This is a genomic window from Streptomyces cupreus, assembly GCF_014257025.1.
GTDB classification, from domain to species: Bacteria; Actinomycetota; Actinomycetes; order Streptomycetales; family Streptomycetaceae; genus Streptomyces; species Streptomyces cupreus.
The window spans coordinates 65,850-80,639 of the sequence record NZ_JACMSF010000017.1 but is presented as its reverse complement, the minus strand read 5'-3'; the positions used below and the strand labels follow the sequence as shown (position 1 = coordinate 80,639).

The 14,790-nt window shown below is 70.5% G+C and carries 15 protein-coding genes; 4 read left to right on the top strand and 11 right to left on the bottom strand.

Annotated features, from left to right (window positions below):
• The first annotated feature begins 66 nt into the window (after positions 1-66).
• The gene (locus H4N64_RS17860; RefSeq protein ID WP_186283340.1) at positions 67-1,212 is read left to right on the top strand and encodes a TDT family transporter; all 1,146 of its coding nucleotides are present in this window, start codon (positions 67-69) and stop codon (positions 1,210-1,212) included.
• Here the strand turns inward: H4N64_RS17860 and H4N64_RS17855 are convergent.
• The 4 genes from H4N64_RS17855 to H4N64_RS17840 form a co-directional block, all read right to left on the bottom strand.
• A complete protein-coding gene (locus H4N64_RS17855; RefSeq protein ID WP_186283339.1) occupies positions 1,124-1,843 on the bottom strand; it encodes a helical backbone metal receptor in 720 nt (239 codons plus the stop codon). The genes H4N64_RS17860 and H4N64_RS17855 overlap by 89 nt on opposite strands.
• Complete coding sequence (locus H4N64_RS17850) at positions 1,843-2,409, bottom strand: helix-turn-helix domain-containing protein (protein WP_186283338.1); 567 nt, start codon at positions 2,407-2,409, stop codon at positions 1,843-1,845. The genes H4N64_RS17855 and H4N64_RS17850 overlap by 1 nt, the downstream gene beginning before the upstream one ends.
• 343 nt (positions 2,410-2,752) lie before the next feature.
• On the bottom strand, positions 2,753-5,365 hold the full coding sequence (locus H4N64_RS17845) for a glycine betaine ABC transporter substrate-binding protein (RefSeq protein ID WP_186283337.1): 2,613 nt from the start codon (positions 5,363-5,365) through the stop codon (positions 2,753-2,755).
• Positions 5,358-6,446 carry a betaine/proline/choline family ABC transporter ATP-binding protein gene (locus H4N64_RS17840; RefSeq protein WP_186283336.1) on the bottom strand — a complete coding sequence of 363 codons (1,089 nt, stop codon included), beginning with the start codon at positions 6,444-6,446 and terminating at the stop codon, positions 5,358-5,360. The genes H4N64_RS17845 and H4N64_RS17840 overlap by 8 nt, the downstream gene beginning before the upstream one ends.
• Before the next feature lie 192 nt (positions 6,447-6,638).
• On the opposite strand from H4N64_RS17840, the gene H4N64_RS17835 reads away from it, so the two are divergent.
• Together H4N64_RS17835 and H4N64_RS17830 are read left to right on the top strand one after the other, a co-directional pair.
• Positions 6,639-7,568, top strand: coding sequence for a 5'-3' exonuclease (locus H4N64_RS17835; RefSeq protein ID WP_260859781.1), 930 nt, complete (start codon positions 6,639-6,641; stop codon positions 7,566-7,568).
• Positions 7,569-7,712: 144 nt separating this feature from the next.
• Entirely contained in the window at positions 7,713-8,555 is an 843-nt protein-coding gene (locus tag H4N64_RS17830; protein WP_186283334.1) for a siderophore-interacting protein, read from the top strand.
• Positions 8,556-8,595: 40 nt separating this feature from the next.
• Here H4N64_RS17830 and H4N64_RS17825 read toward each other — a convergent pair whose 3' ends face one another.
• A complete protein-coding gene (locus tag H4N64_RS17825; RefSeq protein WP_186283333.1) occupies positions 8,596-8,943 on the bottom strand; it encodes a hypothetical protein in 348 nt (115 codons plus the stop codon).
• Positions 8,944-8,946: 3 nt separating this feature from the next.
• Positions 8,947-9,168 (bottom strand): hypothetical protein, encoded by a 222-nt coding sequence (locus H4N64_RS17820; RefSeq protein ID WP_186283332.1) that lies wholly within the window; start codon positions 9,166-9,168, stop codon positions 8,947-8,949.
• Between the two features lie 83 nt (positions 9,169-9,251).
• Here H4N64_RS17820 and H4N64_RS17815 point away from each other — a divergent pair, with 83 nt between their 5' ends.
• Positions 9,252-10,199, top strand: a complete 948-nt coding sequence (locus H4N64_RS17815; protein WP_186283331.1) for an RluA family pseudouridine synthase — start codon at positions 9,252-9,254, stop codon at positions 10,197-10,199.
• On the opposite strand, the gene H4N64_RS17810 is transcribed toward H4N64_RS17815, so the two are convergent.
• Genes H4N64_RS17810 through H4N64_RS17790 form a run of 5 tightly spaced genes read right to left on the bottom strand, consistent with a single transcriptional unit; the run spans position 10,193 to position 14,729 of the window.
• On the bottom strand, positions 10,193-11,662 hold the full coding sequence (locus tag H4N64_RS17810) for a cytochrome P450 family protein (protein WP_186283330.1): 1,470 nt from the start codon (positions 11,660-11,662) through the stop codon (positions 10,193-10,195). The two genes, H4N64_RS17815 and H4N64_RS17810, sit on opposite strands and share 7 nt — an antisense overlap.
• Before the next feature lie 50 nt (positions 11,663-11,712).
• Entirely contained in the window at positions 11,713-12,333 is a 621-nt protein-coding gene (locus H4N64_RS17805) for a GTP-binding protein (RefSeq protein WP_186283329.1), read from the bottom strand.
• Positions 12,314-12,712 carry a DUF742 domain-containing protein gene (locus H4N64_RS17800; RefSeq protein WP_186283328.1) on the bottom strand — a complete coding sequence of 133 codons (399 nt, stop codon included), beginning with the start codon at positions 12,710-12,712 and terminating at the stop codon, positions 12,314-12,316. The genes H4N64_RS17805 and H4N64_RS17800 overlap by 20 nt, the downstream gene beginning before the upstream one ends.
• A complete protein-coding gene (locus H4N64_RS17795) occupies positions 12,709-13,116 on the bottom strand; it encodes a roadblock/LC7 domain-containing protein (RefSeq protein WP_186283327.1) in 408 nt (135 codons plus the stop codon). The genes H4N64_RS17800 and H4N64_RS17795 overlap by 4 nt, the downstream gene beginning before the upstream one ends.
• Positions 13,113-14,729, bottom strand: a complete 1,617-nt coding sequence (locus H4N64_RS17790; RefSeq protein WP_186283326.1) for a sensor histidine kinase — start codon at positions 14,727-14,729, stop codon at positions 13,113-13,115. Before H4N64_RS17790 ends, H4N64_RS17795 begins: the two co-directional genes overlap by 4 nt.
• Positions 14,730-14,790 lie beyond the last annotated feature (61 nt).

Here is a 14,790-nt window from a genome sequence, read left to right as displayed (position 1 = left end):
CCAGCTTATGCCCTCATAGAGACATGCTCCCTGGTGGTGGACGTCCGAGGGCGGGACCGTGGGGCAATGGTCACCGCCGCCCAGCCCCTCCGCCGTGCCATGGCCGTCCGTCACCTCGGACCGAACTGGTACGCCTCCGTCATGGGAACCGCCATCGTCGCCACCGCCGGCGCCGCGCTCCCCGTGCCCGTCCCCCGAGCCGCCTGCACCGCCGTCTGGACCCTGTCCCTGACCCTGCTCGTCGCACTCCTCGCCGCCCGCGCCCTGCACTGGACCCACCACCGCGACCAGGCCCGCGCCCACCTCATGGACCCGGCGACGGCCCCCTTCTACGGCTGCCTCTCCATGGCCCTGCTGGCCGTCGGCGGCGGCGCCCTCACCGTCGGCCGGGACTGGATCGGCACCGAGGCGGCGGTCGCGCTGGACGTCGTGCTGTTCACCGTCGGCACGGCCGTAGGACTGGCCGCCGCGGTCGCCGTTCCGTACCTCATGGCCGTACGGCATCGGGTGGAGCCCGGGCAGGCCACGCCCGTGTGGCTGCTGCCGCTCGTCGCGCCGATGGTGTCCGCCGCGCTCGGGCCGCTGCTGGTGCCGTATCTGCCCGCCGGGCAGGCCCGGGAGACGCTGCTGTTCGCCTGTTTCGCGATGTTCGGGCTGAGTCTGCTCGCGACCCTGCTGATGCTGCCGCTCGTCTTCGCACGGCTGGTCACCGCCGGTCCGCTGCCGCTCGCGCTGACCCCGACCCTGTTCCTGGTGCTGGGTCCGCTCGGCCAGTCGACCACCGCCGTCGGCAACTTCGCGGAGTACGCGCCGGGCGTCGTACCGGCCCCGTACAGCCAGGGCTTCGACGTGCTGACCGTGCTGTACGGGGTGCCGGTCATGGGGTTCGCGCTGCTGTGGCTGGGGTTCGCCACCGCCCATGTGGTCCGCGCCCGGCGCCAGGGGATGCGGTTCGCGATGACCTGGTGGGCGTTCACCTTCCCGGTCGGCACCTGTGTCACCGGCGCCGAGGCGCTCGCCCGGCACACCGGGCTCGTGGTCTACGAGGGGCTCGCGGTCGCCCTGTACGCCGTGCTCGTCGCCGCCTGGCTCGTCGCCGCCGCGCAGACCGCGCGCGGGGTGGTCAGCGGCGCGCTGCTCGCAGGGCCGCGCCCAGCACTCCCGGCGCCTCGGCCAGTGACGGTCCGTACCACGTCAGGTGCCGTCCGCTGACCAGCGCGCAGGGAAGTCCGGGGAAGGCCTCCGGGCCGTCGTCGGCCGTGAACCGGTAGGGCTCGTCGGGGAGCACGACCACGTCCGGCGCCGCTGCCCGCAGCTCCTCCAGGGGAATGCGCGGGTAGCGGTCCTCGTGCGTCGCGTGGACGTGGTCCACACCGAGGCGGGCCAGGACGTCACCGGCGAAGGTGTCGCGGCCCAGCACCATCCAGGGGCGCCGCCAGATCGGCACCACGGCGGTCGTACGGCGGTCAGGGGCGGGCAGCGCCGACCAGGTCCGCTCGGCCTCGTCCAGCCAGCGCGGCCGTGTCCCGGCCCCGCACGCGGTCAGCACCCGCTCCAGTTCCCGGAAGGCTTCCGGGACGTCGCGGATCTCGGTGACCAGCACCTCGATGCCCGCCGTTCTGAGGGCCGCGAGGTCGGGGGCGCGGTTCTCCTCCTCGTTGGCGATCACCAAGTCGGGGGCGAGGTCCACGATCCGCTCGATCTTCGGGTTCTTGGTGCCGCCCACCCGGGCCACGCCGAGGTCCGCCGGGTGCGTGCACCAGTCCGTGACACCGACCAGGACGCCGGGGGCCGAGACCGCCACGGCCTCCGTCAGGGACGGCACCAGGGAGACGACGCGCATCAGCGCGGACGGTCCTGGACCGCCTCGATGTGTTCGGCCACCGCGACGACCACGATCCGGGTCTCTGGCACCGTGGCCCGCCAGCGGTGGCGGACCCCGCCGGTGAGGTACAGGGTGTCGCCGCGGCCGAGCCGGTAGGCGCGTCCCTCGGCCTCGATCTCGACGGCGCCGTCGGCGACGTACATCAACTGGTCGTTGCGGTACTGGAACTCGCGTCCCGCGTCATGGTCCCCGGTGAACTCCGAGGCGTGCATCTGATGGTGGCCGCGCACCAGGGAACGCGTCCGTGGCTCGGGGGTCACCTCCGCGCACTCCGCGCGTACGACGTCCACGCTGCACGCCGGGTCGGCCGCGGCGAGGAGTTCCACGGCCGTGGTGCGCAGGGCGTCGGCGAGCTTCTCCAGGGAGCTTCTGCTGGGGCGGGCCCTGTCGTTCTCCACCTGGCTCAGGAAGGGCACCGACAGGCCGCTGCGCTCGGCCACGACGGCAAGGGTGAGCTCCAGCGCGCGACGACGCCGCCGTACGGCCGCGCCCACCCGCAAGGGCTGTTCTTTGTGGTCGCCCATCGCTCCGGCTCCCTCCTTCGCTCGTCGCCCGGTGCCGAGTCCTCTGATGAGTTCTCTGCACCCTACGCATGTTCGGCAAACCGTTTCATGCGCCCGTCACATCGACGACACACGGCGGGAGGCGCGACCCCACAGTTCGCGCCACCGCCGGACCCCGGCCGGCGCACGGCCGCAGGCGATTCCCCTCCTCACCGGTGCCGCGATCGTGGGCGAACTGCCTGGTCGGGCCGGTGAGCACTGCCCCACCACCCTAGTTGGCCGGAATTCGTACGCAAAGAGAAGGCGGGCGTCCGGCACGGTCAGGTGTGCCGGACGCCCGCCGGAATCGGGGCTCACACGGTTCTCAGGCCGCCGGGGTCATGCGCTCCACCATGTCCGGGTGCTCCTTGAGCCACGCGGCGACGGCCTCCTCCTCGTGGCCCTGGCCGCGGTCCTTGATCTCCTGCTCAAGGGTGCCGAGCTCGTCCTCGCTCATCCTGAAGTTCTTGATCCACTTCGTGAGCTGGGGGTACTGCTCGGGGAAGTCCTTGTTGGAGATCGTCCGGATGGTGTTGCCCTCGCCGAAGTACTTCTGCGGGTCCTTCAGCTTGGTCAGCTCGTACTCGCTGTACGCCCAGTGCGGGGACCACAGCACGACGGCGATGGGCTCCTTGTTGGCGTAGGCGCGCTTGAGCTCGGCGAGCATCGCGGGCGTGGAGCCGTCGACGACCTCGTACTCGTCGTCGAGGCCGTATCCGGGGAGCACCTTGGTCTTGAGGAGGTTCATCTCCCCGGTGCCGGGCTCGATGCCGACGATCTTCCCGTCGAAGGTGTCGGCCTTGCCCTTGAGATCCGCCAGGGAGTCGACGCCCTTCACATAGGAGGGGACGGCCACTTCCAGCGAGGTCGGCTCGTACCAAGTGCCCAGGTCATGGAGCTTGTCCTTGCTCTTGTCCCAGTAGTTCTTCTGGGCGTACGGCAGCCAGGCGTCGAAGTTGAGATCGAGGTCACCGGAGGCCAGGCCGGTGTAGACCGGGCCGACGTCCATCTGCTTGAGGTTCAGCCTGTAGCCGCGTCGCTCCAGGACGTTCTTCCACAGGTAGGTGACGGCGATGTCCTCGTCCCACGGGAACCAGGCCACGTCCAGCGGGCGCTTCGCCTCGGCCGGAGTCTCGGTGTCCTGCACCGGGGCGAGCTTGTCGACGAGACCCGGGTTGCCCTTCAGCCAGGTCTGCACCGCGTCCTGCTGCCTGCCCTTGCCGGCCTTGTTGATCTCCGACTCCAGGCTCGTGAGCTGCTCCTCGGTGAGCTCGAAGTTCTTCAGCCACTCACCGACGACCGGGTTCTCCTCGGCGAAGCCCTTGCGGGACAGGGTGTGCACCCCGTCGCCCTCGCCCCAGGCGCCCTTCGGGTCCTTGAGCTTCTTCAGCTTGTAGTCGCTGTACGCCCAGTGCGGCGACCAGAGCGTGACGACGATCGGTTCCTTCTTGTCGTACGCCCGCTTGAGCTCGGCCAGCATGGCCGGGGTGGAGCTGTCGACGACCTTGAACTCCTTGTCCAGGCCGTACTCCTTGAGGACCTTGCTCTTGAGCAGGCTCATCATGCCGGCGCTCGACTCGATGCCGGTGATCTTGCCGTCGAACTGCCCGGCCTTGCCCTTGAGGTCCTCCAGCGAGTCGATGCCCTTCATGTAGGCGGGCACGCTCAGTTCGAGGGAGGTCGGCCCGTACCAGGAGCCCAGGTCGTCGAGTCGGGAGCCGTACTTCTTCCAGTACTGCTCGTGGGTGGTGGGCAGCCAGGAGTCGGTCTGGAAGTCGATGTCGCCCTGGGCGAGGGAGGTGTAGAGGGGGCCGGCGTCGAACTGCTTGGCCTCGACCTCGTAGCCGCGCTGCTCCAGGATCTCCTTCCAGAGGAAGGTGGAGGCGACGCCCTCGTCCCAGGGGATGTAGCCGATGCTGAGCTTCTTGCCCTGGCCGACATTGCCGTCGCCCGCGACCGGGTCGGTCTTGTCGGCGCCGCCGAAGACGCCCATGCCGCCCGCGACGAGCGCGAGCACGACGACGCCGACCACGGCGACGGAGGCGCGGGGGCGGTACGACCAGATCTTCAGGCCCTGGGCGGCGCGCACCCGGGCGGCGGCGCGGCGGCCGAGCGGGGAGACCTGGGTGCCGAGGGCACTGGTCATCCGGTCCAGGTAGATCGCCAGGATGACGATGGCGATGCCCGCCTCGGCGCCGAGGCCGATGTTGAGCTGGCCGATGGCCTCGTTGACGTCGCCGCCTAGGCCGCCGGTGCCGACCATGCCGGCGATGGCCGCCATGGACAGGCCGAGCATGATGACCTGGTTGACGCCGGCCATCACGGTGGGCAGGGCGAGCGGGAGCTGGACGCGCAGCAGGGTGTCGCGCGGGGTGGTGCCGAACGCCTCGGCGGCCTCGACCAGTTCCTTGTCGACCTGGCGGATGCCCAGCTCGGTCATGCGCACACCCGGGGCGAGCGCGAAGACGAGGGTGGCGACGATGCCCGCGGCGGCTCCGCTGCCGAAGAAGAGGATCGCCGGGATCAGGTAGACCATCGCCGGCAGCGTCTGCATCAGGTCGAGGCCGGGCCGCACGATCGCGCTGACCCGGTTGGAGCGCGCCGCCCAGATGCCGACCGGCACCGAGATCACCAGCGCGATGACCGTGGCGACGAGGACCAGCGACAGGGTCACCATCGCGTCCTCCCACAGATCGAGGGAGACCACGAAGGCGAAGCCCGCGAAGGTGAGGACTCCGGCGAGTGTGCCGCGCAGCCAGAACGCGATCAGCGCGAAGATGCCCGCGAGCAGCAGCGGCTCGGGGGCCTGGAGGACGGCGTCGACACCGTCGTAGGCGCCGCGGAAGACCTTCTCGAAGAAGTCGAACAGCCAGCCCATGTGGGTGGTGAGCCACTCGACCGCGTCGTTGACCCATGAACCGAACTCGATCCTAGGCACGGGCGGTCACCTTCTCTCCGCCCTTGTCGCGCGGGGCCGGGCACGGCTCCGGTTCGGCGCTCTCGTCGCCGAGGAAGCCGACGAGCCGCTGCCGCGGGACGACGCCGACCAGCTTCTTCTTGCCGTCCAGCACCGCGACCGGGTGGGAGAGGCGGGCGCTGAGGGCGCACAGGTCGTGGAAGGAGGTGTCGGGCGTCGCGGTCGTGCAGGCGCAGTCGGCCTCGTCGCCGCGGACCTCGCGGTCCATGACGGAAGAGGCGGTGAGCACCCGGGAGCGGTCGACGTCCTGGGTGAAGGAGGCGACGTAGTCGTCGGCGGGGCGCACCAGGATGTCCTCGGCCGTGCCGGTCTGGACGATGCGGCCGTCGCGCATGACGGCGATGCGGTCGCCGAGGCGCATGGCCTCGTTGAGGTCGTGGGTGATGAAGACGATGGTCTTCTTCAGCTTCGTCTGGAGCTGGAGCAGCTGGTCCTGCATGTCGCGGCGGATCAGCGGGTCCAGCGCGCTGAAGGACTCGTCCATCAGCAGCAGGTCGGCGTCGGTGGCGAGCGCGCGGGCGAGGCCGACGCGCTGCTGCATACCGCCGGAGAGCTCGTCGGGCCAGGACTTCTCCCAGCCCTTGAGGCCGCACAGCTCAAGGGACTCGGTGGCCCGGGCGAGACGCTCGGCCTTGGGGACGCCCTGGACCTCCAGGCCGTAGGCCGCGTTCTCGACGACGCTGCGGTGCGGGAAGAGCGCGAAGTGCTGGAAGACCATGCTGATCTTCCTGGCCCTGACCTCGCGCAGGTCGCGGGGGCTGAGCGCGGTCAGGTCCTGGCCGTCGAAGCGGACCTGTCCGGCGGTCGGCTCCAGGAGGCCGTTGAGCATGCGCAGCAGCGTGGACTTGCCGGATCCTGACAGGCCCATGACGACGAAGATCTGGCCCGGTTCCACGGTGAAGGAGGCGTCGATGACGGCCGCGGTGGTGCCGTCGGAGCGCAGTTCCTCCCGGTCGGCTCCGGCGCGGAGCCGTTCCACTGCCTTGTCCTGTCGTCTGCCGAACACCTTGTAGAGATGCTCGGCTTCCAGCCTGGCTGACACGCGTACCTTCTCGTCCTCGACGGCAAAGAATCTCAATGAAGAGGGAGCGACCCGGCGCAAGAGGCGGCATCGCTCCGAGGCGGCGCCTGCCCTCGTTCTCTGGGCACAAACGCACAAGTGGTCCAGCCCACAGCGAAGGCGCGTGACACAACCTGTTGCGCCGGGAAGTCGCTGTCAGTGGGGTACGGCATGATGCGTGGCGTGACCGGACGACTGATGCTCCTCGACACCGCCTCGCTCTACTTCCGCGCCTACTTCGGTGTGCCGGACTCCGTGAAGGCCCCGGACGGCACTCCGGTGAACGCCGTGCGCGGGCTGCTGGACTTCATCGACCGTCTGGTGAAGGACCACCGTCCGGACGCCCTGGTGGCCTGTATGGACGCCGACTGGCGGCCGCAGTGGCGGGTGGACCTGATTCCCTCGTACAAGGCGCACCGCGTCGCCGAGGAGCACGAGGTCGGTCCTGACGAGGAGGAGGTGCCCGACACGCTCTCGCCGCAGGTGCCGGTCATCGAGGCGGTCCTGGACGCGATCGGCATCGCGCGCGTGGGGGTCGAGGGGTACGAGGCGGACGATGTGATCGGCACCTTCACCGCGCGGGCGAAGGGCCCGGTGGACATCGTCACCGGCGACCGCGACCTGTACCAGCTGGTGGACGACGCGCGCGGGATCCGGGTGCTGTACCCGCTCAAGGGCGTGGGCACGCTCCAGCTCACCGACGAGGCGTGGCTGCGCGAGAAGTACGGCGTGGACGGCCGGGGGTACGCGGATCTGGCGCTGCTGCGCGGTGACCCGAGCGACGGTCTGCCGGGTGTGCCGGGCATCGGGGAGAAGACGGCGGCCAAGCTGCTCACCGAGTTCGGGGATCTGGCCGGGATCATGGCGGCGGTGGACGATCCGAAGGCGAAGCTCACGCCGGCGCAGCGCAGGCGGCTGGACGAGTCGCGGCCGTATGTCGCGGTGGCGCCGACGGTCGTGCGCGTAGCCGACGACGTACCGCTGCCGGACGTCAACACCGCACTGCCGCGCACCCCGCATGATCAGGCTGCACTCCAGGGGCTGGCGGAGCGCTGGGGGCTCGGCGGATCATTGCAGCGACTGGTGTCGACGCTGGCCGTGTGAACGACGTTCCCCATCGAGTGAATGAGGTTCGGCGGAAAGGGAATTCGCCCCTTAAATTCTCCTTCACGCGCTTTGACGCAGGAGCCGTTCGGCGGGCAAAGGTGCTAACTTAGGCAAACCTAAGCTTATCCGAGGGAGGCCGTCATGGCAGAACGCCCTGCCCGCAAGCCGCGCAGGCCCCACTCCGCGCAGGTCGTCCGTACCGAACGGCTGACCCCGCATATGCAGCGCGTGGTGCTCGGCGGGGAGGGCCTGGCCGACTTCTCGGCCGACACCTGCACGGACCACTATGTGAAGCTGCTTTTCGGCCCCGAGGGCGTCACCTACCCGGAGCCCTTCGACCTGGAGCGGATCCGCGAGGAGTTCCCGCGCGAGCAGTGGCCGGTGACCCGCACCTACACGGTGCGCGCCTGGGACCCCGAGCACCGCGAGCTGACGCTGGACTTCGTGATCCACGGCGACGAGGGCCTCGCGGGACCCTGGGCCCTGCGCGCCCGGCCCGGCGAGACAGTGCGGTTCATGGGCCCGGGCGGCGCCTACGCCCCCGACGCCACCGCCGACTGGCATCTCCTCGTCGGTGACGAGAGCGCCCTGCCCGCCATCGCCTGCTCCCTGGAGGCGCTGCCGGCCGGTGCCACGGCGTACGCCTTCGTGGAGGTCGCGGGCCCGGAGGAGCAGCAGAAGATCGACTGCGACGTGAACGTGATCTGGCTGCACCGCGGTGACCGCCCGGTGGGCGAGGCCCTGACCGAGGCGGTCCGCGCGCTGCCCTTCCCCGAGGGCCGGCTGCACGCCTTCGTGCACGGCGAGGCGGCCTTTGTGAAGGACCTCCGTCGCCTGCTGCGCGTCGAGCGGCAGATCCCCCGTGAGGACCTCTCGATCTCCGGCTACTGGCGCCTCGGCCACAACGAGGACGGCTGGCAGGCGTCGAAGCGGGAGTGGAACGCGCGCATCGAGGCGGAGCAGGAAGGCACGCCCGCGGCGTGAGACGCAGGGCCCGTGCCAGGCTCGGAACGGGCCTCTTTCGTCACTTGGCGCCGGGGCACTTCTCGTCGTTGGGCACGACCTCGAACTCCACGCTCTCCTCGATGATCTCGCCGACCGCGGGGGTGCTGCCGCAGACCCGCCAGTCGTTCTCGTTGTCGGTACCGCGCCCCTTGCCCGTGGCGTCCCTCGCGGTCACCTCGCCGGTCAGGGCCGCCATCTGATCCATGGCGTCCATCAGATTGCGCCCGACATAGCTCGGCATCTCATCGCCCGGCATGGCCAGATACCCCTCGGTGGACGCGGGGCAGGATTCCCCCTCCTTCACGACCGAGAAGACCACCAGGGTCTCGGGATCCGCCTCACCGGCCTTCGGCTCCTGCGAACACACCCGCTAGTTGCGGTCCCACACCTGCGCCCGCCCCTGCCCGGTCGCGTCCTCGGAGCTCAGGTTCCCGAACCCGGCGCTCTGCGCCCGGTCCTGCGCCGACTGAAGTTGCGCACCGGTGAAATCGGGCAGCTCCTCACTCGACGAACACCCCCCGACGGCCGCCACGACGAAGACCGCCGTCACCCCGCGCACCGCGAGTCCCCGGGCACGCCGACTCCTGCTCATGGTCCCCCCATGATCGTTCTCTGCTGGAGAGCGCGATCTTAACCGCCCGGTGGCCGTACTCCGGCGCCGTACCCTTGATCGTGATGAGACGCAGGACCCCTCCCCCGCCCTCCCCTCTGCCGCAGCGCGACGGGGTCGATCCGGTGCGGGTGCGGTTGCCGGGCGAGGGCGCCTGGGCCACCGTGCGGGAGCATCTGGTGGAGCGGCTCGCGGCCGGGGACGGGGTCGTCGACCGCATGTTCGCGGCCGGGCTGTTCGTCGGGGCTGACGGACGGGCCGTCGCGGGCGACGCGGCCTATGTGCCGGGGATGTTCGTGTGGTTCCACCGGGAGCTGCCGGACGAGGTGCCGGTGCCGTTTCCGCTGGAGGTCGTCCACCGCGACGAGCACATCGTCGTCGTCGACAAACCGCACTTCCTCGCCACCACCCCGCGCGGCAGCCACATCAAGGAGACCGCGCTGGCCCGGCTCAGGCGGGAGCTGGGGCTGCCGACGCTCGGGGCCGCGCACCGGCTGGACCGGCTCACCGCCGGGCTCGTGCTGTTCACCGTACGGCCCGAGGAGCGGGGGGCGTATCAGACGCTGTTCCGCGACAAGCGGGTGCGCAAGGAGTACGAGGCTGTCGCGCCGTACGACGCCTCGCTCGCCCTGCCCACGACCGTGCGCAGCCGGATCCTCAAGGAGCGCGGGGAGCTGGCCGCTCGGGAGGTGGCGGGTGAGGTCAACGCCGTGAGCCGGGTCCAGCTCGTCGAGCATCGGGGCGACGGGCTCGGGCGGTACCGGCTCACGCCCGCCACCGGGCAGACCCATCAGCTGCGGGTCCATATGAACTCGCTCGGTGTGCCCATCCTCGGCGATCCGCTCTATCCGGTGGTGGCCGACCCCGTGCCGGCCGGTGACTTCCGGCGGCCGCTGCAACTGCTCGCGCGGGCGCTGGAGTTCACCGATCCGGTCACGGGCGCGGAGCACCGGTTCCGGAGCGGGCGGGTGCTCGGGGCCTGGGCGTCGTACGACACCTGGGCCGGTCAGTAACCCTTCCACCAGCGCACGAGGCGACGCCATGCTCCCGGCTTGCGGGGCGGTTCGGGTGCCGGTGCGGGCTGCGGGGCCGCGGGCGGGGGCGCGGGCTGCGGCAGGGGGCGCGGGGCCGTGCTGACCTGCCAGGCCGGGCGCGGTGCCGGTACCTGGTTCAGGCTCGGTGCCATCGTCACGTCCTGCTGCGGCTTCGGCTCGAAGCGGACCGGGAGATCCACCAGGTGCCGGGAGGCGATGGACTGACGCCAGCTCAGCTCCTCCTCGTCACAGTCGAGCCGGACGTCCGGCAGCCGCATCAGCAGCGCGTCGACGCCTACGTCGGCGATGCCACGGGCGATGTCCTGGCCGGGACATTCGTGCGGACCGCCACCGAAGGCGAGGTGCGAGCGGTTGCCCTGCATATTGGCGGCGAGGTCGGGCCGGACCCGTGGGTCGACGTTGCCCGGCGCGATACCGAAGAGCAGGCCGTCGCCTTTGCGGATGCGCCGGCCGCCCAGCTCCGTGTCCTGCTTGGCGTAGTAGGCGAAGACGGTGCTGAACGGCGGCTCGTCCCACAGGGACTGCTCGACCGCCTCCGGCACCGTCATCTGGCCGCCTTTGAGCTGGGCGCGGAACCGCGGGTCGGTGAGGACCATGCGCAGGACGTTGGCGATGAGGTTGGCGGTGGCCTCGTAGGCCGCCATGAGGACGACCCAGAGGTGCTTGGTGACCTCGTCGTCGGTGAGCCGGGCCGGGTGGCTCATCAGCTGGCTGGCGAAGTCCGCGGCGGGCTCGGCGCGTCGGCGCTCGGTGAGCCGCTGGAGGGCGCCCATGACGTAACCGTGGCTGGCGATGGCGGTCTCGGTGCCGCGCAGCATGTCGCGGGTGGCCTGCACCATCCGGTCGTTGTACTCCTCGGGCATGCCGAGGATCTCGCACATCACCGCCATCGGCAGATGCTCCGCGAACTGGCCGACCAGATCGGCCCTGCCCTGCTCGCAGAACTCGTTCACCAGGCGCTGCGTGGAGCGGTTGATGTACCGCCGGATGCCGCGGTGGTCGATGGTGGACATGGCGCCGGTGACCGCGCCGCGCAGCCTCAGGTGCTCGTCGCCCTCGGCGTAGGAGCAGATCGGCTCCCAGGCGATGTGCGGCATCAGCGGATGGTCGGGCTTGACCATGCCCTCCAGCAGCGGGTTCCAGATACGGCTGTCCCGGCAGAACTGCGAGGGGCTGCGGAGCATGTGCAGGTTCTCGGCGTGGCCGAGGACCACCCACATCGGCACGTCGTCGTGCAGCAACGCCGGCGCCACCGGCCCGTGCTCGTCGCGCAGTTCCTCGTACAGCTCGTCCAGGTTCTCCGCGTCCGGACCGTAGAGCCGGCGCAGTCCCCCTGGCCCGAGGCCGTGGGCGGGGCAGCCGGGCGGCGGGCCGGACCGCGGGTCGTCCGTGCCGGTCAGGGAGTGGGATTCAGGCGTCACGTGGTCGCTCCGAAGTGGATCCGGTGTCAGGGGAGTTCGGGATACGTCGGTCAGGTGAGCGCGCCCGTCATGGCGAGCGAGTGCAGGAAGCGCATCAGGGTCATGAGGGTGTCCCGGCTGGAGGCGCGGCGGCGGGCGTCGCACTCCACGATGGGGATCTCCGGCGGCAGGTCGAGCGCCTGGCGCAGCTCCTCGATCGGGTAACGGGGCGCGTCCGGGAAGGAGTTGACGGCGACCACGAAGGGCACCCCGCGCTCCTCAAGTCGCCCTATGACATCGAAGCTGACTTCGAGCCGACGGGTGTCGATCAGCACGACCGCGCCCAGCGCGCCCTCGAACAGGCCGTTCCACAGGAACCAGAAGCGTTCCTGGCCGGGCGTTCCGAAGAGGTAGAGGACCAGCTTCTCGGTGATGCTGATGCGGCCGAAGTCCATGGCGACGGTGGTGGCCGTCTTGGTGTCGGAGCCGAAGTTGTCGTCGACGCCGATCCCGGCCTGCGTCATGGTCTCCTCGGTGGTCAGCGGTCTGATCTCGCTGACCGAGCCGACCATGGTCGTCTTGCCGACGCCGAAACCACCCACGATGACGATCTTCACGGCGGCCTGGGCGGTCTGCGGCAGCCGGTCCTCGGTGCGTGGTCCGGGGATGGTGTCAGAGTCTTTGAAGTCCATGCATCACCGCTTCGAGGAGGGAACGGTCGGCGACCGACTGCCGCACCAGCGGCTTGTGCGCCTCGACCAGTTCGTCCGCCAGCATCTCGGTGAGCACGACGGTCACCACGCTGAACGGGAGGTTGAGATAGGCGGACAGCTCGGCCACCGAGAGCGGGGCCGTGCAGAGCCGGAGCAGCGCCGTCTGCTCGGGCGTCGCGGAGGGCGGTGGATCGGCGCTCGCCACGATTAAGGTGACCAGGTCGAGATCGGCCCGCGCCCCGCCGTCGCCGCCGACCACGAACATCCGCTCGGGGTTCCTGCGCTCGCCCTCTTTGAGCGGCTGCCGTGGGGCGGGCGGTGGCTTGGGGTAGCGCCTCTGGCGTTGCGGAGGAGTCATACGGTCTGCCCATTGCGCCGGGGCGGGCTGGTCAGATGCGGCCCGATCCGGTCCACCAGGTCCCGCATACGGTTGCTCATCAGGCCGGGTTCGGCGAACGTGTCGGAGAGCACCGCGAGATAGGCGTTGGGACCGGCGGCCATCAGATAGAAGTAGCCGCGGTTGATCTCGATGATGACCAGCTTCATCTTGCCGTCGCTGTCCGGAATCTCGTGCGCGACGGCGCTCGCCAGGCTCTGCAGGCCCGCGCAGGCCGCGGCGACCCGGTCGGCGGCGTCGGGGTCGCCGCCGTGCCGGGCGATGCGCAGACCGTCTGCGGAGAGCACGACGATCATCTCGATGCCGGGGACGCCGTCGGCAAGATCCTTGAGCATCCAGTCGAAGTTGGCTCGCTGCTGGATCACTTGAGGTCCCCCTCGTCGTCGGCCGGGGCATGGGCCGGTTCGTTGGTCGGCTGGCGGAATGCGTTGGGATCGGGGTCACGCTTGAGGCCCTCCCAGAAGGCCTCCACCCACAGGCCGGGCGGGGTGTCGTCCTCGGGCTCCGGCTCGGGGTCGGGCTTGATGGCGGAGCCCCACAGGGGCTTCTCACCGCGGGCGATACGCTCCTGGTCCTCGCGCTCGATCTTGGCCTGCTGCGCGATCCGCTCGCTCAGCGGCGTCGTGACCCGGCTGCGGCGCTGCGGCAGGCCGTTGGCGGTCCACTCGGTGACGACCGGGACGTCGTCCTCCAGGGAGAGCCCCTCGGGGATGCGCGGGTTGGTGGGGCGGCGCGTCTTGGGCTTGCGCTTGGGGCCTTCGAGGGCGCCGAGTTCGGGCAGCGGGGCGGCGGCGGCGCCGATGCCGTGGGCATAACCGGCCGCGGGCTCGCTGGTGATCATCTCGCGCGGCACGATGAGGACGGCGCGGACTCCGCCGTAGGCCGAACTGCGCAGCGAGACCTGCATGTCGAAGGCGGTGCACAGGCGGCCGACGACGGCGAGGCCGAGGCGGGGGGTGTCGCCGAGTTCCTGGAGGTCGATGCCGGCCTTGGCGGCCTCCAGCATGCCCTCGACCTTGGCGCGGGCCTCCTCACTGAGGCTGACGCCGGCGTCCTCGATCTCGATGGCGACGCCGGTCTGCACCTCGGTGGCGGTGACGTGCACCTTGGTCTGCGGCGGCGAGTAGCGGGTGGCGTTGTCGAGAAGTTCGGCGGCCGCGTGGATGACCGGCTCGACGGAGATACCGCGGATGTTGACCTTGGCGATGTTGTCCAGCGAGATGCGCCGGTACTCCAGGATGCGCGACATGGCACCGCGCAACACGCTGTAGAGCGCGACGGGTTCGGGCCACTGGCGGCCGGGGCGGCCGCCGCCGAGGACGGAGATGGAGTCGGCGAGGCGGCCGATCAGCGCGGTGCCGTGGTCGATGCGCAGCAGGTCGTCGAAGACCTCGGGGTTGCGGCCGTGGTCCTCCTCCATTTCGAGGAGTTCCTTGTTCTGCTGGTGCACGATCGCCTGGACCCGGCGGGCGATATTGACGAAGGAGCGCTGGGCGGAGTCCCTCAGCTGTTCCTCGCGGTCGATGATGTCGAGCACACGCTCGATCAGCATCAGTTGCGGGACGGTGAGTTCGCGGTAGGAGGGGTCGAGCTCGCCGAGGTGGCGAATCACCTCCGCGGGGGAATTGCCGCGGTGCATGTAGTCGATCGCGACGGGCACGATCTCCCGGGCGAGCCGCTCCATCTCGTGATGGTGGGCGGCGACCCGCCGCTCCAGATACGCGGTGTTGCGGGCGTGCTCCTCGTGCGCGCCGCGCAGGGCGCGCCCGCGGCGCACGACTTGGGCCGCCGTGGCGATCACCAGAACCGTGGCGACGGCGCCGCACCAGCCGACGGCCGCCCGGGCCGGCCCCGTCACCAGGGCGGCGGCGGCGCCGGTCGCCGCGGCCATCAGTATGGCGGGCGGCAACAGCACGCGCGCGTACGGCAGTTCACGGCGCCGGGGCTGGGAGGCGGGAGGGGGTTGAACACTCACCATGTGGGCCCTCTGAAAGGAATCGGCTAGGAGTCGGGGGACTTGCAGGGGGGTACGTCATGGA

Coding starts and splice junctions, on each gene's coding strand:
- H4N64_RS17860 (WP_186283340.1), top strand. CDS start 67: ATGGTCACCGCCGCCCAGCCCCTCCGCCGTGCCATGGCCGTCCGTCAC.
- H4N64_RS17855 (WP_186283339.1), bottom strand. CDS start 1,843: ATGCGCGTCGTCTCCCTGGTGCCGTCCCTGACGGAGGCCGTGGCGGTC.
- H4N64_RS17850 (WP_186283338.1), bottom strand. CDS start 2,409: ATGGGCGACCACAAAGAACAGCCCTTGCGGGTGGGCGCGGCCGTACGG.
- H4N64_RS17835 (WP_260859781.1), top strand. CDS start 6,639: ATGCGTGGCGTGACCGGACGACTGATGCTCCTCGACACCGCCTCGCTC.
- H4N64_RS17830 (WP_186283334.1), top strand. CDS start 7,713: ATGGCAGAACGCCCTGCCCGCAAGCCGCGCAGGCCCCACTCCGCGCAG.
- H4N64_RS17820 (WP_186283332.1), bottom strand. CDS start 9,168: ATGAGCAGGAGTCGGCGTGCCCGGGGACTCGCGGTGCGCGGGGTGACG.
- H4N64_RS17815 (WP_186283331.1), top strand. CDS start 9,252: ATGAGACGCAGGACCCCTCCCCCGCCCTCCCCTCTGCCGCAGCGCGAC.
- H4N64_RS17805 (WP_186283329.1), bottom strand. CDS start 12,333: ATGGACTTCAAAGACTCTGACACCATCCCCGGACCACGCACCGAGGAC.
- H4N64_RS17800 (WP_186283328.1), bottom strand. CDS start 12,712: ATGACTCCTCCGCAACGCCAGAGGCGCTACCCCAAGCCACCGCCCGCC.
- H4N64_RS17790 (WP_186283326.1), bottom strand. CDS start 14,729: ATGGTGAGTGTTCAACCCCCTCCCGCCTCCCAGCCCCGGCGCCGTGAA.